At 36.6% G+C, this 24,615-nt stretch carries 15 protein-coding genes; 10 read left to right on the forward strand and 5 right to left on the reverse strand.

Features of this window, described 5'->3' with window-relative positions; all coding sequences use genetic code 11:
• Positions 1-28: 28 nt before the first annotated feature.
• Positions 29-1,687: an immunoglobulin domain-containing protein gene (locus ABDJ41_RS17570; protein ID WP_349787389.1), complete on the reverse strand. Its 1,659-nt coding sequence runs from the start codon at positions 1,685-1,687 to the stop codon at positions 29-31.
• Between the two features lie 469 nt (positions 1,688-2,156).
• On the opposite strand from ABDJ41_RS17570, the gene ABDJ41_RS17575 reads away from it, so the two are divergent.
• Together ABDJ41_RS17575 and ABDJ41_RS17580 are read left to right on the forward strand one after the other, a co-directional pair.
• Positions 2,157-2,471 (forward strand): hypothetical protein, encoded by a 315-nt coding sequence (locus tag ABDJ41_RS17575; protein ID WP_349787390.1) that lies wholly within the window; start codon positions 2,157-2,159, stop codon positions 2,469-2,471.
• Positions 2,429-2,824: a DUF6266 family protein gene (locus ABDJ41_RS17580; protein ID WP_349787391.1), complete on the forward strand. Its 396-nt coding sequence runs from the start codon at positions 2,429-2,431 to the stop codon at positions 2,822-2,824. The genes ABDJ41_RS17575 and ABDJ41_RS17580 overlap by 43 nt, the downstream gene beginning before the upstream one ends.
• Positions 2,825-2,962: 138 nt before the next feature.
• On the opposite strand, the gene pgl is transcribed toward ABDJ41_RS17580, so the two are convergent.
• Genes pgl through ABDJ41_RS17600 form a run of 4 tightly spaced genes read right to left on the reverse strand, consistent with a single transcriptional unit; the run spans position 2,963 to position 7,396 of the window.
• A complete protein-coding gene (gene pgl, locus ABDJ41_RS17585) occupies positions 2,963-3,688 on the reverse strand; it encodes a 6-phosphogluconolactonase (RefSeq protein ID WP_349787392.1) in 726 nt (241 codons plus the stop codon).
• A complete protein-coding gene (gene zwf / locus ABDJ41_RS17590; RefSeq protein WP_349787393.1) occupies positions 3,689-5,200 on the reverse strand; it encodes a glucose-6-phosphate dehydrogenase in 1,512 nt (503 codons plus the stop codon). It lies immediately after the preceding gene.
• Positions 5,201-5,212: 12 nt separating this feature from the next.
• Positions 5,213-6,628, reverse strand: coding sequence for an NADP-dependent phosphogluconate dehydrogenase (gnd, locus tag ABDJ41_RS17595; protein WP_349787394.1), 1,416 nt, complete (start codon positions 6,626-6,628; stop codon positions 5,213-5,215).
• Between the two features lie 3 nt (positions 6,629-6,631).
• Complete coding sequence (locus ABDJ41_RS17600) at positions 6,632-7,396, reverse strand: ROK family protein (RefSeq protein ID WP_349787395.1); 765 nt, start codon at positions 7,394-7,396, stop codon at positions 6,632-6,634.
• Positions 7,397-7,582: 186 nt separating this feature from the next.
• On the opposite strand from ABDJ41_RS17600, the gene ABDJ41_RS17605 reads away from it, so the two are divergent.
• From ABDJ41_RS17605 to ABDJ41_RS17640, 8 genes are all read left to right on the forward strand, one after another.
• Positions 7,583-8,269: a sterol desaturase family protein gene (locus tag ABDJ41_RS17605; RefSeq protein ID WP_349787396.1), complete on the forward strand. Its 687-nt coding sequence runs from the start codon at positions 7,583-7,585 to the stop codon at positions 8,267-8,269.
• Between the two features lie 168 nt (positions 8,270-8,437).
• Positions 8,438-9,946: a PQQ-dependent sugar dehydrogenase gene (locus tag ABDJ41_RS17610; RefSeq protein WP_349787397.1), complete on the forward strand. Its 1,509-nt coding sequence runs from the start codon at positions 8,438-8,440 to the stop codon at positions 9,944-9,946.
• Between the two features lie 128 nt (positions 9,947-10,074).
• Complete coding sequence (locus ABDJ41_RS17615) at positions 10,075-13,239, forward strand: SusC/RagA family TonB-linked outer membrane protein (protein ID WP_349787398.1); 3,165 nt, start codon at positions 10,075-10,077, stop codon at positions 13,237-13,239.
• Positions 13,240-13,251: 12 nt separating this feature from the next.
• Positions 13,252-15,111, forward strand: coding sequence for a RagB/SusD family nutrient uptake outer membrane protein (locus ABDJ41_RS17620; RefSeq protein ID WP_349787399.1), 1,860 nt, complete (start codon positions 13,252-13,254; stop codon positions 15,109-15,111).
• Positions 15,112-15,127: 16 nt separating this feature from the next.
• Positions 15,128-16,114: a DUF5017 domain-containing protein gene (locus ABDJ41_RS17625; RefSeq protein WP_349787400.1), complete on the forward strand. Its 987-nt coding sequence runs from the start codon at positions 15,128-15,130 to the stop codon at positions 16,112-16,114.
• A gap of 351 nt (positions 16,115-16,465) precedes the next feature.
• Positions 16,466-19,450: a SusC/RagA family TonB-linked outer membrane protein gene (locus tag ABDJ41_RS17630; protein WP_349787401.1), complete on the forward strand. Its 2,985-nt coding sequence runs from the start codon at positions 16,466-16,468 to the stop codon at positions 19,448-19,450.
• A 21-nt stretch (positions 19,451-19,471) separates the two neighbouring features.
• A complete protein-coding gene (locus ABDJ41_RS17635) occupies positions 19,472-22,729 on the forward strand; it encodes a SusC/RagA family TonB-linked outer membrane protein (protein ID WP_349787402.1) in 3,258 nt (1,085 codons plus the stop codon).
• A 15-nt stretch (positions 22,730-22,744) separates the two neighbouring features.
• On the forward strand, positions 22,745-24,607 hold the full coding sequence (locus tag ABDJ41_RS17640; RefSeq protein WP_349787403.1) for a RagB/SusD family nutrient uptake outer membrane protein: 1,863 nt from the start codon (positions 22,745-22,747) through the stop codon (positions 24,605-24,607).
• Positions 24,608-24,615: the final 8 nt, after the last annotated feature.

Here is a 24,615-nt window from a genome sequence, read left to right on the forward strand (position 1 = left end):
TTAAAATGTTAAGAGTTTGTAAAGTGGATTATTTTAATGTTACTGTTGGTTTTTCGGGTGTTTGTTTTATTATGACATTTATGGGGATTGAACTGCCTGTTGTTGAAGCATTTTTTACCGTTATCATGCCTTGGTAATTTCCATAGTTTGCTGTAGCTCTTCCGGGCACAGTGATTGGTATTGATAATGGTAAAGTGCCTGGTAAATTAATAAAGTCAACATTGGTGAAGCCTGCATTTAGGGCTTCCTGGCTCCAGATAATATTATATTGAGTTGGATTACAGTTTGATATGGTGAAAGGGAAAGTTGTGCTTAATACATCCTGGCATAAGCTCTGTGGACTTATAATGTTTATAGCTGGTTCATTTATTGTAACGGTTGCAATGCCCCTTGTTAAAAGCTTACAGCTATTTCTAATTGGCTGGATATAGAATTTTTTTATTCCGGCACTATAAGATGAAGTGTTTATAGACGTTCCAGGTATTAGATTGCCATTAACAGGTGCATCATACCATTCAAAAGTAGTACAGGCATCCAAAGGAGTAGGCAAAGAAATTATAGCACCTTTGCAAACTGCTATGTTGTTGTCAATGTCAATGGCTGAAGGTAATTTGGTTGAGGTAACTCTTTGTACTTCATGGATATTTACTGTTGATAAAACTCCAGCGACTCCACCATATAAAATTTCAATTCTATCATAGGAAGAAGGTGTTGGTGCTAAAATAATTGCAGCCCTTGTGTTGTTGGCAAATAGTTTAACTATTAACAAGTTGCTGGAGGCATCAAGTGGCACCCCAACGGGTGTATCACCTAAGTATCTTTGTATAGAGAAACCAGTAAGTAAATTTATATTCAGTAAAGATGTCCCTGTAGAGGTTATAATTTTCACAGAATCTGTAGGTAAACTTGGGCTTGAAAAGATAATTTTTTCTCTGGCCTGAGCTAAAATACCTGCACCAGTATGCATAACAGCATATGTGTCAGGATTTCCATCCACAGAATTCCAAGGATTTTCTACGCCGACTGTTACGGATAATGCACCAATGCCGATATCTTTTACGCCATATATTATATCGAGAACATCTCCTTTTGTACAATCAAGAGTAGTGGTTGGCTGAAGAGTATAGACATCAAAAACTTTCGCTGTTTGAGCAAGCCCGACAACTGCACCTAGGTTAACTCTTATTGCAAAAGAATCTTCTTCAGGAGTATATGTGTATTCAACTGTATTGTCTCCTGGTAAAAGATTTAATAATGTAGGACTAACTGTAGATTTGTTGGAAATTTCAACGGTTGCCCCCAGAAAGCCCTTTTTTAATCCGACAACTGTTAAGTTAGGTAGGACTCCAAGTAAACCATTTCCCATACCTAATTTTATTTTTACCGCTGTGCCTGCTTTTATTGTAGGGCTGCTTGACCAACTAAAATCAAGCGATGCATTCCCAAGAGCACCTAAAACTCCAACAACACAATTTAAAGTCGCCGCAGTTTTTGGATCAGCATCTATAGCAAGGCCACTATTATCGATACTACTTAATAGTAAGGTAGTATTTGCTGATACATTATTTGCATAAACTCTTTTTGTAAGCGCTGGACACTGCCCCTTAGCCACATTAAACTCACTAATTACTAACAAGGATGTTAATAACGTTAAAGTGAATATTTGCTTAATGCGAAATGAGTGCATATTAATTTAGTAGTAATCCCTACTACAAACCTAGCCTACAATAGCGTCTTATTCATTGTTCATTATGTTCATTTTTAGTGTCTCGTTGGCCTTTTTACAAGATTGAATTTTGCTTTTTAGTTGTAGTACGTTTTGTAATGTATTTATTTTTATGTGTTTAATAATTTAAAAGTATGTCGTTCATTTTGTTCACTTAATGAATATGTAAGAATATTCTATTCATTTATGTGACTTGATTTACCGATTTAACAGAGGTAAAAATTTTTCGTAGGTGCAGATTTCTTTTGCTATTCTTTTGCTATCCTTTTGCTACTCTTTTGCTATCCTTTTACTCTTACCAATAAAAACGCATAATCAAGGCATGTTAATTAGTGTAGAAAAACAAATTAAGGTTTGGAGGATGCTTATCGTAATTCTATGCTTATCTTAGCTATTAAGGATAATAAAGTCCTGGTTAAATATTATATATATGGCTAGAATGAATTACGGTATATTAGGACCCTTGCTTGGCAAGATTTCAAATCTGGTGACATACATAAGACGTGGTCAGCCTGTGGTCAGAACAAAACCTAAGCAGACGGGAAAGAAAAAAGAAAGATCCATTGCACAGAAAGCTGTGAATCTAAAGTTTTTAATGGTAAAAAGATTCGTTGCTGTAATTGATGAATTTATTAATGTTGGATATAAGATTGATGTTGCCGGTACACCAAGAATTCCAGAAAATGGAGCTTTATCTTATCTTTGGAAGAAGCTGTTACTGGCGTATATCCAAATTTTAAAATAGATTTTAGTAAAGTTCTGGTAATTAGGGGGAAACTGCTAGGGCCTTTAAATGCTGCGGTTAAACTTGAGGGGGATGTGTTAAAATTTACATGGGATGTTGATCGGAATTGGGGTTATAAACTAAACCGTGATCAGGTTATGCTTCTTGCTTATAAACCTGCAAATGATGAAGCTGATTATCTGGTAAGTGGAGCACGTAGAAAAGAAGGAACTGAAGAGTTAAAGGTTTCTTTGAGGACTAAAACAGATTCAAACTCGGTAAAAGATGAATTTATAGAAACTTATATCGCTTTTATTTCAGATGATCGTGAAAGTATCTCTGATAGTGTGTATCTGGGTAGGGTATCTGTTTGATTTATAGTGTGATATGTTTGTTTTTTTTTGCATTTTAAATATCCTTGTGAATTCATCATTATCATCAAGGGTTATATGATAATTAACTAAATAAGGCCGGATATACCGGCCTTATTTAGTTAATATAAAACAGCTTTATTAGTTATCTAATAATTTAGCTGCGGCATCATCTAAAAACCATGTTACCTTACCATCAATTGGCTTGATCAACTGGGCAGGGTATAGTTTTGAATTTTTCTTATCTGTTTCAATTACATGTTTTACAGCCTCGGCTTTGCTATCTCCAAATACCAGGAAAGCTATATTTTTAGCCTTATTGATTAGTGGTGCTGTGAAACTGATTCTATAAGTAGATAGCTTTTCAACCCATACAGAGTCTATTTCAACATTATGATTGTTCAGGATATCTGTTCCGGGAAATAATGATGCGGTATGTGCATCATCACCCATACCCAATAAAATAAGGTCAAATACCAAATCTGCACCATCAAAGTGTTTTACTATTGCTTTGTTGTATTCAATAGCTGCTTTTTCTGGAGCAAGGGTCGTATCAACATAAAATATATGATCTGCTGCGATATTTAAAGGATCAAGAATCGCCTGTTTTGCCATCAGACCATTATAGCTGTCATGGTTTGGCATTACGTTACGCTCATCACCAAAAAAGAAATATACTTTTTTCCAATCTATTTGATCTTTATAAGTAGTGGCCAGCATTTCGTATAATGCTTTGGGCGAATTGCCGCCAGTTAGTACAAAATTAAAGCTTCCTTGCTCATCAATAGATTTGTTTGCTATGTTGATGATGTAAGCCGCAATATCTTCCAGTAACTCACTTTGAGTTTTATATATCAATAAATTCATTTATTCTTGTTTTAAAGGTAGGGTAAACCAATGGAATCCATCTCTTGCAATTAATGCTTCAGCATCTTCTGGTCCCCATGAACCTGCAGTGTAATTAGGGAAGCTTAACGATTTTTTAGTCTCCCATGCATTTATAACAGGCATTAATAATTCCCATGCTATTTCTACCTGATCTGCACGCATAAACTGGGTCTGATCACCAGTCATGACGTCAAGTAACAGGGTTTCATAAGCCTCCGGAGATTCTGTTGTATAAGTTCCTTTATAGTCAAAAACCATGTCAACAGGATTTAGAATCATATCTAATCCCGGACGTTTACCTTGTACCTGTAAACGGATACTCATTTCTGGCTGTATACTAATGATCAGCCTGTTTTGCTGCCAGTGTTCGGCAACTGCTTCAGGAAATACTTGATGTGGTACATCTTTAAACTGAATGGTAATCAGCGAAGAGGTTTGAGCAAGGCGTTTTCCTGTACGGATATAAAAAGGAATACCTTTCCAGCGCCAGTTGTCAACAAAAAACTTAATTGCAGCAAATGTTTCTGTATTAGAATCATCGTCTGTATCTTTTTCAGAACGATATCCAGGAACCTCTTCCCCTTTAATCCAGCCTTTGGTATATTGTCCGCGAACGGTATTAAAACGGATATCTTCAGCAGAGAATGGGCGCATAGCCTTTAATACATCTACTTTCTTATCCCTGATCTCATCAGCATCAAAGTTGATTGGAGTTTCCATACCAATGATACATAGTAGTTGTAGCAAGTGGTTCTGAATCATATCGCGTAAAGCACCTGAACCATCGTAGTAACCACCACGATCTCCCACACCCAATTGTTCTGTTACAGAGATCTGTACGTGATCAATGTAGTTTCTGTTCCAGAGTGGTTCAAGAAAAGAGTTCGCAAAACGGAAGGCCATGATATTCTGAACAGTTTCTTTGCCCAGATAATGGTCGATACGGTAGATTTGCTTTTCTTTGAAACGCTCTTTTAATAATGCGTTTAACTCACGTGCAGTTTCCAGGTCCTTACCAAAAGGTTTTTCAACTACAATTCGGCAATTATCTTCGTTTTCTGCCATTTTAAATTTAGCTAAACGTTTGGCGATTGCCGGGAAAAGATCCGGAGAAACAGCTAAATAAAATACGATTTGTGTATCTGCACCAAATTCGGTTTTAAACTGATCAACCATTACTTTAAGTTCATCAAAAGAAGCTGAGTCCTGAACATCAGTTGGCTTATAATGAATGTTTTGAGAGAAGTTTTCCCATTTGTCCTTTTCTACTTTACCGGTACGTGAGAAACTGTTTACACCATCCATCAGGGCTGTCCTGAATTTTTCGTTTGTAAGGGGTCTTCTGGCTGTGCCGATGAGGGCAAACTTATCTGGCATGTAGTTCTCAGCGTATAGGTTATAAAGCGCTGGTGCAAGTTTGCGTAGGTTTAAATCACCGGTGCCTCCAAAAATTACGATTATGGTTGGGCTAAGGTTGATACTTGTCTTCATTATTAGGGGTTTTTACAAATTATCTGAATTCCAGTCGGCATGGAAAATCCCAGGCTCATCTGTCCGTTCAAAAGTATGAGCACCGAAGAAATCTCTTTGTGCCTGTGTTAAATTAAGTGGTGAATTGGCAGTTCTAAAAGAATCATAATAAGTTAATGCCGAAGCAAAGGCTGGCAACGCAAAGCCATTTTGTATGGCATTACCAATTACTTTCCTTGTACCTGGGACAATTTCTTTTAGTTTATTTTGGATTCCTGCATCGGCATATAAGTGAGCCAGATCAGGTTGTTCTGAATAAGCATGATAAATATCTTCCAGCAATGCGGCTCTGATGATACAACCACCACGCCAGATTTGTGAGATCTCCTGTAAATTCATGTCGTATTTATATTCTGTAGATGCCTGACTGAGTAGATGTAAACCTTGAGCATAGCAGGTAATCATGGCAAAATAAAATGCTTGTTCCAGTTGTACTTCAAAATCTGCTGGATTATCTATTTTCTCTGTCTCGTGAGGCAAAGCATTTGCAAGGACAACACGTAATTGCTTAAATTTTGAAAGATCTCTGCTGCTAACAGCTTCGTTAATAATAGGTATAGGCAATTGCAAATCCATGGAAATCTGTGATGTCCATTTTCCAGTACCTTTTGATTTAGCTTCGTCTTTAATGACATCAATTAAGTAACCACCAGATTTAGCATCTTTTACTTTGAAAATATCTCTGGTTACTTCTAGAAGGAAGCAATGCAATCTGCCTTCGTTCCATTTTTTGAAGGTATTGTAAATTTGCTCATTGTTGTAGCCCATTCCATTTTTAAGCATGTAATAAGCTTCGGCAATGATTTGCATGATCGCATATTCAATACCATTATGTACCATTTTTACAAAGTGACCAGAAGCTCCGGGACCTATATAGGCAACACAAGGATCTCCATTCACTTTGGCTGATACCGCTTCGAGGATAGGTTTCACAGTATTGTAAGCTGTTTTATCACCACCAGGCATCATACTAGGTCCAAAACGGGCACCTTCTTCACCACCAGAAATACCCATCCCGAAGAAATGGATACCTTGTTTAGAAAGGTCTTCAGCTCTTCTGCTGGTATCGGTAAAATGCGAATTTCCACTGTCAATGATCATATCGCCTTTATCCAACAAAGGAACAAGTTCCTGAATTACACTGTCAACAATCTGACCCGCAGGTACTAATAACATAACCCTTCTAGGTAATTCTAAACTTTGTATAAAATCCTCCACTGAAGCAAACCCTTTTAAATTATGGGCTTTTCCATCTTCTTCAAGTTTTTGTAGCATCCTGGCATCTTTATCATAACCCGTTACAGAAAAGCCATTGTCGGCCATATTAAGTAATAAGTTACGACCCATGGTGCCAAGGCCGATCATTCCTAAAATATACTTGTTATTCATTGTCTATTTTTTTGCTGGATGATTGGTGAAAACATGATATTTTTCTTCCAGATCCCATAGCTTTGCGCCCCCTTTTATTCCGTCTTTATTTGTTGACAGATGAATATTATGATCGAGTGTAAATGTAATATGCTTGGAATTACCTCCACCAATGTATAACGTATCGTAGTTAAATACTGTTTTATATATTTCTATAATATGTTGTAATCGCTCGTTCCATTTTTCTACGCCAATTTTTTCAAAAGCTTTATCACCTATATAATCATCGTAGTCTTTGGTTTTTGTGATTGGCATGTGTGCCAATTCTAGATGGGGTAGCAGATCTCCATCAAATACCAATGCTGTCCCGAAACCTGTACCAACAGTAAATACTATTTCAAAACCTTTGCCTGAAACAATACCTAGGGCTTGCTGATCAGCATCATTAATAAGCCGCACAGGTTTACCGAAAAGATCACTTACCTGCTGTGCAAGGTCTATATCGATCCATTTATTTTTAGCCAGATTAACTGCAGTCTGCACTCTGCCACATTTAACATAGCCCGGAAAGCCAATAGATATTTTCTCGAAAGGATCATTTAATGTGGCTACAAGTTCTTTGATACATTTTAATACAGCAGCAGGAGTAGCATTTTCTGGCGTAGGTAATTTTTTGAATTCCGAAATCAGGTCACCCTTTGAACTTAAAATACAAGCTTTAATGCTGGTACCACCAATATCAATAGATAAAATGTTAGTGTTGCTTTTGTCTTTTTTGGTAACTGGCATGTTTTGTTTGTTGAAATAAAAAAAGGCCTGTTCGTTAATATGTTTCAAAATAACAAAATTAAGATCAATATTCGTCTATACAATCTGCTTATTCATCAGTTATACTGTTCTTTTTTTAGTAATCATTGCTTTCAATACCTGTTTCAAGGCAGATCAGGCGGATTAAAAATGACCAAAATTTAATAAATGAAACTTTTTGAAAACAAGAAAAGCTGTAAATTAGCGTTTCTTGTTAGCAAGGCAGCAGAATTAGTTATTATGAAAAAGAATTTTGTATCCAACTCCCGGGAATCAATAAGAATGTTCAAGAACCCTTTGTTCGAAGCATTGTCTAAAGTACCGTTTTATGTTCCTTTAATCGTTTATATACCAGTGATATTTTATTTTAGCTGGATTTCTGTTCAGTTGAATGGGTTGGGGCTTTTTATAGGGCAACTATTGTTGGGATTGCTGATTTGGACTTTGACGGAATATGTTCTTCATCGTTTTGTCTTTCATTTTTATCCTTCATCCACATGGGGGAAACGGATTCACTTTATATTTCATGGAGTACATCATGATTATCCGAATGATGCACAAAGGTTGGTGATGCCGCCGTCGGCTAGCATACCACTTGCCGCAGCTTTTTATTTAATGTTCAAATTGATATTTCCAGCATATATGCTGGATGGTTTTTTTGTGGGATTTATTGGTGGTTATCTTTTTTATGATATGACTCATTATATGTTGCATCATGCTCAATTTAAAAATGGGGTATGGAAGAAGATCAAGCAGCATCACATGTTACATCATTATGATGATTCAACGAAGGGGTACGGGGTAACTTCAGCATTATGGGACAGGATTTTTGGCTCAGACTTTATTAAGAAATAAAAAATATAATATCTGTTTTAAGCTTTTCGAAGGCTTAAAGGGGCATCTGGAAAAGGAAAGCTGATAATAAATTATAAATTAAAACGATTTGGTAAAAAAACTGTAAAAATAATTTGTTTTATAGTTTTTCTGTTTCTATCTTCGGGTACGTACCCATCATTTTGATATATGAAGAGACTTTTACCCTTTCTACTTTTAATTGCTGCCTTTGTATTGAATGGTAATGTTAGTGGTGTGGACAATCAGAGTTCTGTTACTGATTCTGTTTACCTGAATACAAAAACTGTTATTTCTGGTTTAAATGTTCCATGGGAGATACAATGGGGACCAGATAATTGGATTTGGTTTACGGAACAGTCTGGTACTTTAAGTAAGGTTAATCCTGAAACAGGTGAGCGGAAAGTATTACTTAGGCTTCCTGAAGTATATAGGTATCGATCTTTAGGTCTATTAGGTATGGCAGTTCATCCTGATAAGTCAAAACCTTACGTTTTTCTTGATTATACATATAAGAATGGTACAGTCATTCTTTCAAAATTGGTTAGATATACTTATACCGCTGACACCTTAATAAATCCTTTGGTTTTGTTGAATGATATTCCGGGTAATACAGGACACAATGGCTCGCGTATCACTATAGCACCAGATGGAAAGGTTATGATGACAACAGGTGATGCTGTTAAAGGAGCAAATGCTCAAAATGTTAATTCTATAAATGGTAAGATACTCCGTATTAATATAGATGGCTCAATACCAGCTGATAATCCTTTTCCTGGAAATCCGGTTTGGTCAATGGGACATCGCAATGCACAAGGACTGACATTTACAAAACATGGACATCTTTATAGTTCGGAGCATGGAGATGCAATAGAAGATGAACTTAACCTGATAAAAAAAGCTGAGAATTACGGCTGGCCTAATGTAGAGGGAATTATTGATGTTGAAAAAGAAAAGGAGTTCATTAAGAACATAAAAGTGACTGAACCAGCTAAAGCATGGACACCGGTTATTGCTCCTGCAGGCATTTCGTATTATGGGGCGACAGCTATTCCTGAATGGAATAATTCGATATTGCTAGTTACATTAAAAACACAAAGTTTAAGGGTACTGAAGTTATCTGAAGATGGAAAAGCTGTAAAATCGGAAAAGATTTATCTTGACCATGAACTGGGACGCTTACGTGATGTATGTGTGTCTCCAGCAGGTGATGTATATGTTTCTACTAGTAACAGGGACTGGAACCCTGGTGAGGGGTATCCAAAAAAGGATGATGATAAAATTGTAAAAGTATTTAAGGTAAAGAAACCAGCTGCTTCGAAAGTAATTGTTAAAAATGAGGTGAAGCCGGTAGCTTTACCGGGTGCTGTGATTTATAATAATTACTGTGCTTCCTGCCATAAAGCTGATGGTAAGGGGATTGCTGGAGTTTTTCCTCCGTTAAAGGGAACATCACGTGTGTTGGGAGATAAAAACGCATTGATCTCTGTGATGTTAAAAGGGTTGTCGGGTCCAATAGTTGTAAAAGGACAGAAGTATGACCAGGAAATGCCATCATTTAACTTTTTAAGTGATAAGGATATTTCACTTGTTGCCAGTTATATTAGATCCCAGTTTGGGAATAAAGCAACTGCTGTGACTGCAGCTGATGTTAAGTTAGTGAGGAGTGCAAAAAAGTAACGCTTTTAGAGGTATAGGGAGTTAGTTTAACCAACTAATATACCTTTTGTTAATTTTCGTGTACGTACACATTTTGTGTGCACATTATAAATAGGGAGATATCAACTAAAAACCAAATTAACCAAAGTATGGAGAGACACTTTACTCAACATGTAAAACCAATTCATTTGTTTTTATTGCTTGCACTATGCCTGATAATGCCAGATATCAGTTATGCACAGCAACTAAAAAATATGACTGGTACTGTAACGGATGAATCTACGGGTGAGCCCATGCCGGCAGTAAGTATTAAGTTAAGACGTACAAATGCAGTAGTTCATACTGATAAAGATGGAAAGTACGCAGTTCGTGTAAACAGCTCAGACGTTTTGATTTTTTCATACGTAGGCTATCAAACCAGGTCTATTCTTATTGGCGATAAAAAAACGCTGAACGTGGCCCTTAAGGAATCTGCATCAAGCTTATCTGAAGTTGTTGTGGTGGGCTACGGCCAGGTTAATAAGGTAGATCTGACAGGGTCAGTTGCCCAGGTTAAATTGCAGGACATGGAAAAGGCACCTGTTGGTTCATTTGATCAGGCACTTCAGGGTAGGGTAGCAGGGGTAAATATTTCCGCTACTGATGGTCAGCCTGGTGAGGGGTTGAACATTGTGATTAGAGGTGGTAACTCATTAACCCAGAGTAACTCACCGCTTTATGTTATTGATGGTTTTCCAGTTGAAGATTTTAGTGCTGGTGCAATTAACCCTGATGATATTGAGTCGATCAATATCTTAAAGGATGCATCCTCTACTGCAATTTACGGTGCCAGAGGGGCAAACGGTGTAATTTTGATTGAAACAAAGAAAGGAAAAGTGGGATTGCCGATTATAACATTTAATAACACTGTTGGTATTCAGCAACGACAGAAAACTATGGAAATGATGACTCCGTATGAGTTTGTGAAATATCAGATGGAACTTGATATGAATTATGCAAATACTTATTATTTATCCAGTAAAGGTAGAACACTTGAGGATTATTTGACTATACCTGCTGTGGATTGGCAGGATCAGGTATTCAGAACCTCATTAAACCGTATTCATACCATAGCTTTACGTGGAGGAACTCAACAAACAAAGTATTCAATTTCTGGTTCAAATCAGGAGCAAAATGGTATTTTGTTAAATTCTGCTTATACCACATATCAAGGCAGAATTGGTTTAGACCAGGAAATAAGTAAAAAGCTATCTGCAGGTTTCAATGTAAATATTTCCAAAAGGAAATCTGATGGTTCAGTCATCAGAGAAGGAGAAGGTTCTACTTTGACCTCGTATTTGTTAACCAGAGCTTGGTCATTCAGACCTGTTACAGGTAGTGTAGATCAGAATCTATTGGAAGAAGATTTGGATGAAGATGCAATAAACCAGTATGATGCAAGATTTAATCCTGTAGCAACGAGCAACAATGCTTACAACATCCGAAGTAATACAGACATGTCAGCTAATGGTTATATTAATTATAAAATAAGTCCATCTTTATCATTAAAAACTACTGGAACTGTTTATAATAGTTATATTTCTATAGAAAATTTTTATAACTCTAAAACTCCACAAGGCTCACTCATTAGTTTGTTAAATTCTAGAAAAATTAATGCTTCTGTAAGTAACGGGGAGAGAATGACATTATCTAATAATAGTGTGTTGACCTATAATAAAACTTTTAACAAGTCACACAAAATAACCGCATTGGGTGGTTTTGAAATCCAGTCTTCTCATTATAAAGGGTACGGATTTTCTACTCAACAAATTCCTAATGAGGAAATGGGGATGTCGGGAATGGATCAGGGAAATCCGCTAAACACATCTGCTATTGATACTGAATATTCCTTACTTTCAGGTTTCGGGAGATTGAGCTATGGTTTTAAATCGAAATATTTGTTTACAGCAACGTTTAGAGCAGATGCTTCTTCTAAGTTTTCTGAAGAAAACAGATGGGGATATTTTCCCGCAGTTGCTGCAGCATGGAATATGCATTCTGAAAAATGGTTCAAGGATAACCTGAAATTTATAAGCACTTCTAAATGGAGGTTAAGTTATGGATTAAATGGTAACAACAGGGTGTCGGAATATACAAGGTTTACCAGTATTACGCAGCCTTTTGGTGCTTCTTATTCATGGGGGAATGGAACTCCTACATTGGGAGCTTATATTTCTAGTCCCTCTAATAAAAATTTAAAATGGGAAACTACTGAATCTTACGATTTGGGATGGGATCTGGCTTTTTTGAAAGGTAATATCGAGCTTACTGCAGAAGTATATAGAAAAAATACACGTGACTTACTGTTAAATGCTTTGTTACCTACTAGTTCTGGGTTTTCTTCTGCTATGAAAAATGTGGGTAGCATTAGAAATCAAGGATTGGAGATCTCATTGAGCACAAAAAATATTAAAACTAAAAAGTTCTCATGGAACTCTGATTTTAACATAACATTTAATGAAAGTAAGATTTTATCCTTAAATGAATCTCAGGATAAATTATTTAGTACTCCTGCATATATCAGTCAATTTAATGCTAATCCACTATATATTTCTGAAGTTGGACAACCAGTAGGTATGTTCTTTGGCTTTATATGGGAAGGAACTTATAAATATGCGGATTTTGATAATCCATCTCCAGGTGTTTACAAACTAAAAACCGGAATTCCAAATAATGGTACCGATAATGTCCAGCCAGGTGATATCAAGTACAGAGATTTAAATAATGATGGAACAATAGACCCTTTTGATATCACAATTATTGGTAGAGGGTTACCTATTCATACCGGAGGTTTTAACAACAATTTTTCTTATGGTAACCTTTCATTGAACGTATTCCTTCAATGGTCTTATGGAAATCAGATTTATAATGCTAACCGTAATCCATTTGATGGAAATTCGAATACTTTTCGCTTATTTAATCAATTTGCATCTTATACTGATAGATGGTCTCCAGAAAATCCTGACTCTGATATATATAGGACAAGAGGTCAGGGCGAAATTGGTTGGCATTCATCAAGGGTAGTTGAGGATGGGTCATACTTGAGGTTAAAAACTGTAGCATTGGATTATAGAATTCCTGCTAAATACTTAAAACCATTAAATATTAAAAGTTTAATTTTTGGGGTAGCTGGACAGAATTTATTCACCTGGACAAAATACTCGGGTATGGATCCGGAAGTATCGGTACGAAACACGACATTGATGCCAGGGTTTGATTATTCAGCATATCCAATAGCGAGAACAGTAGTGTTAACATTGAAGACAACATTTTAAATCAGCAGCGTAATGAAATTTATAAAATATATTTTGATAGTTGTAGTGGCAATGACTACATTATCGTGTAAAAAATTTTTGGATAAGGAACCTAAAGATTTTTTATCAGATCCTAAAGCGTTTTATGATACTGAGGATAGACTAAATTCAACGATTGCCTCTGTTTACGATAAAATGGGAGCTATACATGGTACAGGTTGGTTATATACTTATGGGAATGAGGCTGATGAAGGATATTATGCCAGAGATAACACAATGACCATGCCTGCTTTTTTTGATTTTACTCCTGGTCACTCCTATGTGGCTGGTGTATGGAGAGATTGTTACGATGGTATTAATAGGGCGAATGCTTTCTTAGAAAATGTAGATAATAATCCTGCAATCGCTGCATCTTTTAGAGATAGACTTAGGGGAGAGGCTCATTTTCTAAGGGGATATTATTATTTTTTATTGGTTCAGTTTTATGGAGGTGTTCCTATTCGGACTGAATCTACAAGTGATGCTACTCAAAATTTAAACAAAAAGAGAAGTACTGTGGCAGAGGTATATGAACTGATTCTAGCTGATATGAAAAAGGCAGAAGCTTTAGTTCCTACTATAGATGATATTGGTCACGGAGGAAGAATAAGTAAGTCGGCCGCAAGAGGATTACTTGCCAGAATTTGTCTTACAATGGCTGGATTCCCATTGAAAGATGAATCAAAGTATGTAGAAGCGAGAGATTGGGCAAAAAAAGTTATTGATGATCCAATACATGGTTTAAACCCTGATTTTACCAATATATTCGTGAAGTACGCAAGAGATGAGTACGACATAAGAGAAAGTATTCTTGAAGTTGAGTATTGGGGTAACAGAACAGATGTGTATACCGAAACAGGTTCTGTTGGTTTTGCAAATCAGCCTATTAATACTAATCCAAATACCGGTAATGGTTTTGGAGGATTAAAGGTCACTTATAAATTGTGGAGACAGTTTGCCAGTCCAAATGACATGAGGAGAGATTGGTCCATTGCAAATTTTGGTTATACTACTTCTGGGCCTAATGGAGCTAAATCACCAGTTACTACCGCTTCAGAATCTACGATTTACAATAGACAAGTAGCAAAATGGAGAAGAGAATATGAAACTTTATTACCTAAAGCGATTGGGGCCACTCCACAAAACTTCCCTTTACTAAGATATTCAGATATCTTATTGATGTTTGCAGAGGCTGAAAATGCGGTTAATAATGGGCCAACACAAGAAGCATTCAATAAGCTAAATGAAGTGAGAAGAAGAGCTTACGGTACGGGGTACAGAATTGCGACCATTGTTAAGGGTGCTTCCGGAAGTGGATATACCGCTGCACCAATGATTGTAATAAAAAATAACGATGGACATGAGGGGGCTCAGGCCTATGCATACGCAACTTTAGGTACTAGTGCAGCAGCAGGTACTATAAACACAGTTACATTATTAAGCAAGGGAGCTTTTTATAGTGCTACACCTCCAAGTGTTTCTTTTGTATCGGTTAATGGAGTTGGGTCTGGAGCTACTGCAACTGTTACAATGGAGGCTATAAATCCTGCAGAAGCAAATATACCAGTGGATTTAGGACTTGATAAACTTAGCTTTTTAGAAATTATCAAAGCAGAAAGAATGAGGGAATTATCTTTTGAACAAATGAGAAGATTTGATCTTATCAGATGGGGGACTTTTGCAGATGCCATGAGAGAAGTAGCAGACGCAATGTCTTCTACTCCACCTTCAGCAACTAATCTTTATGCAGCTGTCAGATTTCAAAAAGCACAAAATATAAAGCATATTTTATGGCCTATTCCATCTGTAGAAATCATGATGAATTCAGATATGGTTCAAAATCCAAATTGGTAATTTAATTTATATAGACATGAAAATTAAATATTTAATCCTATTGCTATTGGCGTTCCAGTTGTGTGCATGCGACAAATCTTTAGACGTTAAGGAACCTAAATTTGATGTTACTACGGATAAAACTACTTACAAAGTAGGAGATAATATACAATTCAATATTTCTGGTGATGCCAAGTATATTACGTTTTATTCTGGTGAAGACGGCTCTAATCGTGATTTTATTAGTGCACCAAGAATGGTAGCTTACGATAAGTTAAACCTATATTATACCATATGGTATCAACGTCGTTTGGCATATCCTCAAGTTTCAATATTAGTGTCTACAAACTTCACTGGAGACAGGGCTAATTTAAATGACGTAAAGGCTGCAACATGGATAGACATAACTGACAGGTATCCTTTTCTTATGGGACAAGCTGCTTTAGATGGGCATACAGCATCTAATCGAGTAGATATATCAGATATAGTTAAACCAGGAGATAAAATGAATTTTGCTTTTAAATATATCAAAAATGAAGGGTCGACTTCGTTTGCTACAGTTTGGCTAAGTAAAGTAAATTTAGCTTATAGCAAAGGTCTTAGTTCAATAGATATTGGTGGTGAAACTGGCAAAAACCTTGGAGACCTTTTTCTTATTAGGCCTGCGATGAATGAGAATAAGATTCCTGACAGATCTGACAACAGATGGTATACTAGAACTCCTCCTGTTGATAATATTATCCTATGGGCAAATAGTTCAAATACAACTATAGATGGTAAAGCTTATACCACAACCTCATATCAGGAAGAATATTGGGTCTCTAAATCATTTGATATTGCTGAAACTTTTGAAATTCAAGACGTAGGTTTACCTTTAAAAGGGTATTCGGATTCAAGAGTAAATTATCATACCTGGACGTACACAAAGCCAGGGACTTATAAAGTTGTATTTGAAGGCTCTAATGCAACTATAAAACAGACTATTACAAAAACAAAAGAAATTATTCTCACTATAACGGAGTAACATTGTAATCTATATCTGATTAATTATATTAAGTCCTATAGTATAATACTACTGATTTTGTTTTAAACGAGTCAGTAGTATTTTTTATTATCATGTTTTCCATTGTAAGAACAATCAGAGACATTATTACCAATTGTTTTTTACTTACTATTAATTTTCGTGTACGTACACTATATGTACACAATTTATTTTTAATACCAACTAACCAAACCAACCAAACTATGAACAAAAATATTACTCAACACTTAACTCTTATAGAAGAGCATTCTTAAACTAACCAAATTAAACCTTATGATTATAAAAAAGAAAAGAAGCCAAGGTTTTTTAGTGCTCCTATTTATTATTTTTTTAATGCCTGTAACCGTTATTGGTCAACAGATAAAGAACATAGTGGGAACAGTAACTGATGGCGATACCGGGAAACCAATTGAAGGTATTAGTGTCAAAGTTAAAAGGACTAATGCCATAGTATTTACAAATGCAGATGGTAAATATGGATTAAAGGCGAACAGCAAGGATGTACTCATTTTTTCAGGTACAGATTACCAGACCCGTTCATTAGTTCTTGGGACAAAGACTGTCCTGAATGTCTTGATGAAACAGAAACAAGATGAAGAACTCAAATTAGTCGATATAGGTTATGGATTAATCAGGAAAAGAGAACTAGCTGGTGCTATGGCTCAGGTGAGAATGGGCGATCTGGTGAATGTTCCGGTTGAATCCTTTGATCAGGCTTTGGCAGGTCGATTGGCCGGAGTTCAGGTATCTTCTACAAATGGACAACCAGGGACAACTGCTAACATTGTTGTGCGTGGAAACAACTCATTATTGAAAAGTAGTGCTCCTCTTTATGTTATTGATGGTACTGCATTGGAAAACCCTGATCTAGGGGCTTTAAATCCAGAAGAAATCGAATCAATTAATGTTTTAAAGGATGCCGGGGCTACAGCTATTTACGGCTCAAGGGGGGCTAATGGAGTAGTAATGATTCAGACTAAAAGAGGCAAAGTGGCTACGTCCATCATTAATTTCAATGCTGCTGCTGGTTTTCAACAGCCAATAAAGCAGATTGAAATGATGAATCCGTATGATTTTGTGAAATACCAGATTGAGCGGAATGGTAATCAGGCTAAACAGATCTATACTCCGGCAGAACTTGCCACCAATGATCCTTTGTATGTTGCAAGTGGCAGGAAGCTTGAAGATTATAGATTTAAAGAAGGTTTCGACTGGCAGGATCGGATTTTTAGAAACGCACCTATTCAGAATTATAATATTTCTATGAGGGGAGGGGATTTGCAAACCCGATATGCTTTATCTGGTTCGATGTTCGATCAGGAAGGAATTATTGTAAATAGTGGCTCCAGACGATATCAGGGAAGGGTTTCTTTAGACCAGACCTTAGGAAAAAGTGCCAGAATTGGGCTTACCTTGAATTATAGCCGCAATACCAGAATTGGAGAAGCAGTAAGTGTTGATGGAAGCAATGACTTCTCTTCTTATGCTTTATATAGAGCCTGGGCATACAGACCAATTTCTGGTGTGCGTGGAGAGGATCTGACTGCTTACAATACTGATCCGCTTTATAGTACTGCAGGTACGATAAGGATTAATCCGGAAGTGGCAGCATTGAATGCTTATCGACATTCTAATACCAGAAACCTATTTGCAAATACTTATCTGGAGATCGACATTGTAAAAAATCTTCAGTTTCGTACTACAGGATCCATCAATACAAGTAAAAACCGTTTAGAGGTTTTCAATAATTCACTTACCCCTCAAGGTAATGCTAATAATATATTAGGGGTAAATGGAACCTTCGGTAAAATCGAACAAAGAGATTTATCAGTTGAAAATATACTCACCTATACTAATACTTTTGATAAAGTTCATCACCTGACGGTATTGGCTGGTTATTCTTATAGAGAAAGTCAGGACGAAGTATATGGATTCTCATCAAGTAATCTCCCTCAGGAAAAATTGGGTATATATGGATTATCGGAAGGGATTCCTTATGACGGTGTGTCAAAGGGTAGAAGGTTTGCCTTTAAATCGTATTTTGGAAGAGCAAACTATGATTACAAGTCTAAGTATTTGTTAAGTGCTACGCTTCGTGCAGATGAATCATATCATTTTGCTAAAAGAAGAGCTTTAGGGTATTCGCCTTCTGTAAGCTTAGCCTGGAATATGAAGCCAGAAGATTTCATGGCTAACTTAAAAGCTATTTCTGCTTCGAAGATTCGTTTTAGCTTTGGTGCGGCTGGTAATAATAGAATAGAAAGAATGGATCATGATCCATTTTTTGCAAATTCATTTGTACAAGGTGGTGATTTATCTGGTTTAAGTGTATTGAGCTGGACAAATCCATATCTATTATGGGAAAGCACTAAGCAATTAGATGTAGGATATGACTTGAGTCTGTTTAATGATAGGATCGGATTTAATTTCGACTATTATAGAAAAGTAACTGGATTTAGCAGGTATTACACCGATATGGCTACAGTTAAAAATTCTGGCTTTGAGTTTAATTTGAATACTATTAACGTAAGAGGGAAGAACTTTAGCTGGTCATCTAATTTTAATATCAGTTTTAACAGAAATGAATTACTTGAATTAGAAAAAGATGCAACGGCAATTCATTCCGGAGTAACCTCGGCAACAAATGCAGATGCTTTATATATTTCAAAAGTTGGAGCGCCTATCGGTCAATTCTATGGGTATATTTTTGATGGAATTTACCAGACAGGTGAAGCACAGCCAGGATTCGTGAAATATAGGGACCTGGATGGAAATGGAATTATTGATGATAATGATAAAACGGTAATTGGAAGTAGCTTACCTAAGCATACTGGTGGTTTTTTCAATAACTTTTCATACAAAGCATTTGATTTGAATGTTTTCTTACAATGGTCTTACGGCAATGATATTTACAATGCCAATCGTGCTGTGTTTGAAGGGAACCCAGGTATGAATGATGTGAATCAGTATGCAGATTATGCAAACAGATGGAGCGTGAAGAAGCCTTCAAATGAAATCCCCATGACAGGCGGTGAAGGTTCGGACAGGTTTCAGTCTACAAGATTTATTGAAGATGGCTCGTACTTGCGTATTAAGTCGGTTTCATTAAGTTATGCTTTACCTAAGAATTTAATTAAGCCGCTTTATCTGACTAGCTTAAAGTTTCATGTCTCGGCTCAGAATCTATGGACATTTACTAACTATACTGGTCTTGATCCTGAAGTTTCTGCCCGTCATTCGGTATTGACTTCTGGTTTCGATTATTCAGCTTATCCACAGGCCCGTACCATTTCATTCGGAATTAACGCAGCATTTTAACAGCTGATTAAAACAATTATTATGGGCTTTAAAAAAAATAAGAATATGCTGATTGAACTATTTAACATTCACAATTATAAAATACTCAACAAGTGTATTGTAACATGCTTTGTTTTAGTATTTACGGCTGGCTTTAATGCTTCAGCCAATTTAAAAAGCAAGCTATTGCAGCAGCAGACTGTAGTAACGGGTAAGGTTACTGATCAGGATGGTATTGGGATACCTGGAGTAACGGTACAGGTAAAAGGTACGACAAACACTCGTACTACTAATGAATCTGGAAATTATAGTATAAGTATCCCTAAATCTGGCTCTACGCTAGTATTTACTTATATAGGTTTTAAAACAGAATCGAGATTAATTACAGATCAGAAGGTTGTGAATATTAAACTGACTTCTGAATCAACTACGCTAGATGATGTGGTGGTAATTGGATATGGATCTGTTAAGAAAGTCGATTTAACCGGATCTGTAGGTCAGGTGGATATGAAAGATATGATGGAGGCTCCTGTTGGGAATTTTGAAGAAGCTTTAGCTGGTCGTGTAGCTGGTGTACAGGTATCCTCGGCTGACGGACAGCCAGGGAGTTCTATGGAGATCGTTATTCGTGGAGCTAACTCTTTAACTCAGAGTAATGCACCTTTATATGTGATTGATGGTTTTCCTATGGAAAATCCTGATAATGCAGCCATTAATCCGGAAGATATTGAATCCATTAATATTCTGAAAGATGCTTCGGCAACTGCGATTTATGGATCAAGAGGAGCAAATGGTGTAATTATCATTGAAACAAAAAAAGGAAAGATAGGTAAGCCCGTGATTTCATTTAACGCTTCATTAGGTTTTCAAAAGGTGCAAAAAACTATGGATATGATGTCTCCATGGGATTTTGTGAATATGCAAATGGAAATTAGTCGTACTAGAACAAGAGAGATTTATACTAAAGCCGACCTGGATCCTTCAGATCCATTATATGATCCTGAAGGCAGAACCCTGGAAGATTATCGAAATATGAAAGGTATTGACTGGCAGAACATCATATTTCGTAATGCTTTGATGCAGAATCATAATGTTTCTATACGGGGAGGAAACTCAAAAACTAAATATTCCTTATCAGGTTCTCTTTTTGATCAGCAGGGAATTATATACAATTCAGGTTCAAAACGTGCCCAGGGAAGAATTACTATTGATCAAACAATCAGTAAACGGATGAGAGCAGGTATAACAGCAAATTATAGTGAGAATATAAGATATGGTCAACCAGTTAATCTTGGTGGTGGTGGTACCTTTACATCTTATTTGTTATATCAGGCATGGGCATATAGACCTGTATCTGGTACTGACGGATTAAACCTAGAAGAGATAGAGGATGACGATGCTGAATATGTGAATCCATCAGATTTGAGATTTAGTCCGAAAGTAACTGCCGAAAACGATTATACACGTACCAACAGCACTAGTTTTTCTTCTAATGCATATCTAGAATATGACATACTTAAAAACTTGAAGTTTAAAGCCACTGGATCAATAAGTAACTCATTGACCGAAGCAAAACGTTTTTATAATTCATTGACTCCACAGGGAAGTCCGAGAAATAATGGATTAGCAAGACAGATAAATGGATCATATGGTTACGTAGAATCTAATGTATGGTCGAATGAGAATTACCTGACCTATAATGCAACACTTAAAAAACATCATAAGTTCAACATCGTTGCAGGATTGTCTTTTCAGGAGGGGCTAGCTGAGTCCTTCGGCTATTCATCTGAAAGGATAACCCAGGAGGCACTTGGAATGTACGGATTGGAATATGGTAATCTTTATGGAAAAAATGCTAGCGGCGGGGAATTTGGATTGATGTCTTTATTCGGAAGAATGGAGTATAATTATAAATCAAAGTATTTAGTAACAGCAACTATGCGATCTGATGGCTCTTCAAAGTTTGCTAAGGGAAATAAATGGTCAAGGTTCCCATCTGCTGCAGTGGCTTGGAACTTGAAAAAGGAGAATTTTATGGCTGGAATTGACTGGCTTTCTGAAAGTAAATTCAGGCTTGGTTATGGAGTTACAGGTAACAACAGGATTGGAAATTACGATTACTATTCGCAATTGACTTATAATGTGGGAAACACTTATCCTTTTAACAACAATGGTACACCTGATGGTGCAATTGTTCCTTCTAAAGTTGGAAATGAGAACTTGAAGTGGGAAAGTACTGAGCAAATGAATATTGGGTACGATTTGGGGCTGTTCAAGAACAGGCTGAGTTTAACAGTAGACTATTATCGTAAAAAAACCAAAGATTTATTATTGAATGCTGACCTGCCTTCGGCAACTGGATTTCCGAGGACCTTTAAAAATATTGGTTCCATAGGAAATAATGGCCTGGAATTTACATTGAGTACTACTAACATCCAAACCAAGACTTTTTCGTGGCGTTCAAATTTCAATATAGCATTCAATGAGAATAAGATTTTGGCACTAACACGTAATCAGGAGAGCTTGTTTTCATTAATGTCAGTTGCCCAGAATAGCGCCAATCTGTATGTTTCCAGGATTGGATATCCTGCTGGAATGTTTTATGGTTACATATGGGACGGTATCTACCAGGTAGAAGATTTTAATCAGAGTAGCTCCGGTGTGTATAGTTTGAAAAGTAATGTACCAACTAATGGTAGTGCGAGAGAGGATATACAGCCTGGCTATATCAGGTATAAGGATATAAATGAGGATGGAATTGTTGATAACAAAGATATGACTATAATTGGTCGTGGACAACCCATCCATACAGGAGGGTTTTCAAATAACTTCTCTTACAAAGGCTTTTACTTAAATATATTTTTGCAGTGGTCATACGGAAATGATATTTTCAATGCCAACCGGATGATGTTTGATGGTAATTATATCAACATATATAATGTAAACCAATATGCAACCACAAATGATAGGTGGACTCCTGAAAACAGGTCGAATACATTGTTCAAAATCGGGGGGCAAGGTCCTGCCGGTAATTTTTCTAACAGGGTATTGGAAGATGGTTCTTATCTGCGTTTAAAGACGGTTTCTTTAGCTTATACGATTCCAAAATCTATTACTAAGCAGCTTAAAGTAAATAAAATAAGTTTTAAAGTTGCTGCCCAGAACCTGCTGACTTTTACTAAATATACAGGAATGGATCCGGAAGTATCAGTTAGACATAGTGTTTTAACCCCTGGTTTTGATTATTCACCATATCCACAAGCGAGAACAATCACTTTTGGCTTAAATGTTATTCCTTAATTAAAATTGAATATTATGAAAAGTAGATATTATTTTTTATTGACACTATTAATTTTAAGTGTTAGTTCCTGCAAAAAGATATTGGATAAGGAACCTTTGGATTTTATAGCTGATATGAGTGAATATTACAATACTCCGGAAAAGCTGGAATCGAGTATGTTAGGTATTTATGATGTGCTCCAATCTGGGGACCTGTATGGTTTTCAAATGCTTTATATTACTGGTTTTGAAGCGGACGAAGGATATTATAATAGGGAGTCACCTTCTGATGGACCACATATGAATAGCTTTTCTGCCGGGAACTCCAGGGTTAACAACTTCTGGTCAACACTCTACAGAGGGATTGGTAGGGTAAATACCTTATTAAGATTTGCAGATTCTAATCCTGATATTGATATGAAATTTAGAGATAAAATAAAAGGTGAAGCGAAGTTTTTAAGAGGATACTTTTATTTTATGTTGGTACAGAATTTTGGTGGAGTGCCTCTGATACTTGAGCCCTTGGGGAATGTTGATGATGTTGATATTCCCAGAGTAACCGCTAAACAGGTGTATGAACAAATTATACAAGATATGGAAGAGGCGGAAAAGGTAGTTCCGGGAATCAGAGAATTGGGTTTTGGTGGTAGGGTGAGCAAATCAGCCGTACGTGGTATCTTAGCCCGGGTTAATTTACATATGGCAGGTTACCCAGTAAGGGAAACAACAAGATTTGCTGAAGCAAGGAAATGGGCCAAAATGGTTATGGATGATAAAGAAGCGAGTCACTCTTTAAACCCGAGTTTCAGCCAGATTTTCATCAACTATGCACAAGACAAGTATGATATTAATGAAAGTATCTGGGAGGTTGAATTTACAGGAAATGGAACTGGTGGTGCATACTCAGAAACTGGCGGTGTAGGCTATTTAAATGGTCCACAATCTACAAATACAACAATTGGAGACAGTTTTGGTGGGGTTAAAGTAACTTCTAAATTGTATAAGTCTTATGAATTGAATTATGGCACATTAGCTGTTGGCGACTTAAGAAGGGATTGGACTATTGCAAACTTTACTTATAGTGGTGCTAATAAAACATTTATCACTTCTACAACACCGGCTAACCTGTATACCAGATTTTGTGGTAAATTTAGAAGAGAGTTCGAGACGCTTACCCCAAAACATAGAACACAAACTCCCCAGAATTTTCCTCTACTTAGATTTTCCGATGTCTTGCTAATGTTTGCGGAGGCTGATAATGAAGTAAACAATGGACCAGGTCCTGATGCTATTGAAGCTGTAAATAAAGTAAGACGTCGCGCCCTGGCGATTGGAGGCATTAAAAACTTTGGTATAAATGCAGCTGGAACGGGTTATAAGGCACCACCAACTATTAAATTGATAAATGGTGGCGGAACAGGTGCATCTATAAAAGCTACAGTTAATACTGCTGGAGGAATTTCTGCTCTTACACTTGATATTGACCCTGTAACTGGTGTTAAAATGGGTTATAATTATGTAGGTAATAACTTATATGTAGAGATAACACCAGCAACATCCGGAGGAACAGGTGGTAGAGCAAATGCACGTATCTGGCAGGAGGCAGAAGCTAATATGACTACTGCTCAAACTTCATCAGCAGAGTCCTTTAGTGAGTTTATTCAAACTGAGAGATTAAGAGAACTTGCTTTTGAATGCTTAAGAAAAGGCGATTTACAAAGATGGGGAATTTATGTTTTTGAAATGAAAGCTGTAGCTACACATATTGAAAGTAGTGGCTTAACTGAAAGGTTCTATTACCAGCCATACAAAAACACATGGAGTAAACATAATTTATGGCCTATACCGGCTAGAGAAATGAATCTGAATAATAAGCTGGTTCAAAATCCTAGCTGGTAATTAATTAA

The sequence above is a fragment of the Pedobacter sp. ASV1-7 genome (assembly GCF_040203335.1).
Classification (GTDB): domain Bacteria; phylum Bacteroidota; class Bacteroidia; order Sphingobacteriales; family Sphingobacteriaceae; genus Pedobacter.

Coding starts and splice junctions, on each gene's coding strand:
- ABDJ41_RS17570 (WP_349787389.1), bottom strand. CDS start 1,687: ATGCACTCATTTCGCATTAAGCAAATATTCACTTTAACGTTATTAACA.
- ABDJ41_RS17575 (WP_349787390.1), top strand. CDS start 2,157: ATGGCTAGAATGAATTACGGTATATTAGGACCCTTGCTTGGCAAGATT.
- pgl (WP_349787392.1), bottom strand. CDS start 3,688: ATGAATTTATTGATATATAAAACTCAAAGTGAGTTACTGGAAGATATT.
- zwf (WP_349787393.1), bottom strand. CDS start 5,200: ATGAAGACAAGTATCAACCTTAGCCCAACCATAATCGTAATTTTTGGA.
- gnd (WP_349787394.1), bottom strand. CDS start 6,628: ATGAATAACAAGTATATTTTAGGAATGATCGGCCTTGGCACCATGGGT.
- ABDJ41_RS17600 (WP_349787395.1), bottom strand. CDS start 7,396: ATGCCAGTTACCAAAAAAGACAAAAGCAACACTAACATTTTATCTATT.
- ABDJ41_RS17605 (WP_349787396.1), top strand. CDS start 7,583: ATGAAACTTTTTGAAAACAAGAAAAGCTGTAAATTAGCGTTTCTTGTT.
- ABDJ41_RS17610 (WP_349787397.1), top strand. CDS start 8,438: ATGAAGAGACTTTTACCCTTTCTACTTTTAATTGCTGCCTTTGTATTG.
- ABDJ41_RS17615 (WP_349787398.1), top strand. CDS start 10,075: ATGGAGAGACACTTTACTCAACATGTAAAACCAATTCATTTGTTTTTA.
- ABDJ41_RS17620 (WP_349787399.1), top strand. CDS start 13,252: ATGAAATTTATAAAATATATTTTGATAGTTGTAGTGGCAATGACTACA.
- ABDJ41_RS17625 (WP_349787400.1), top strand. CDS start 15,128: ATGAAAATTAAATATTTAATCCTATTGCTATTGGCGTTCCAGTTGTGT.
- ABDJ41_RS17630 (WP_349787401.1), top strand. CDS start 16,466: ATGCCTGTAACCGTTATTGGTCAACAGATAAAGAACATAGTGGGAACA.
- ABDJ41_RS17635 (WP_349787402.1), top strand. CDS start 19,472: ATGGGCTTTAAAAAAAATAAGAATATGCTGATTGAACTATTTAACATT.
- ABDJ41_RS17640 (WP_349787403.1), top strand. CDS start 22,745: ATGAAAAGTAGATATTATTTTTTATTGACACTATTAATTTTAAGTGTT.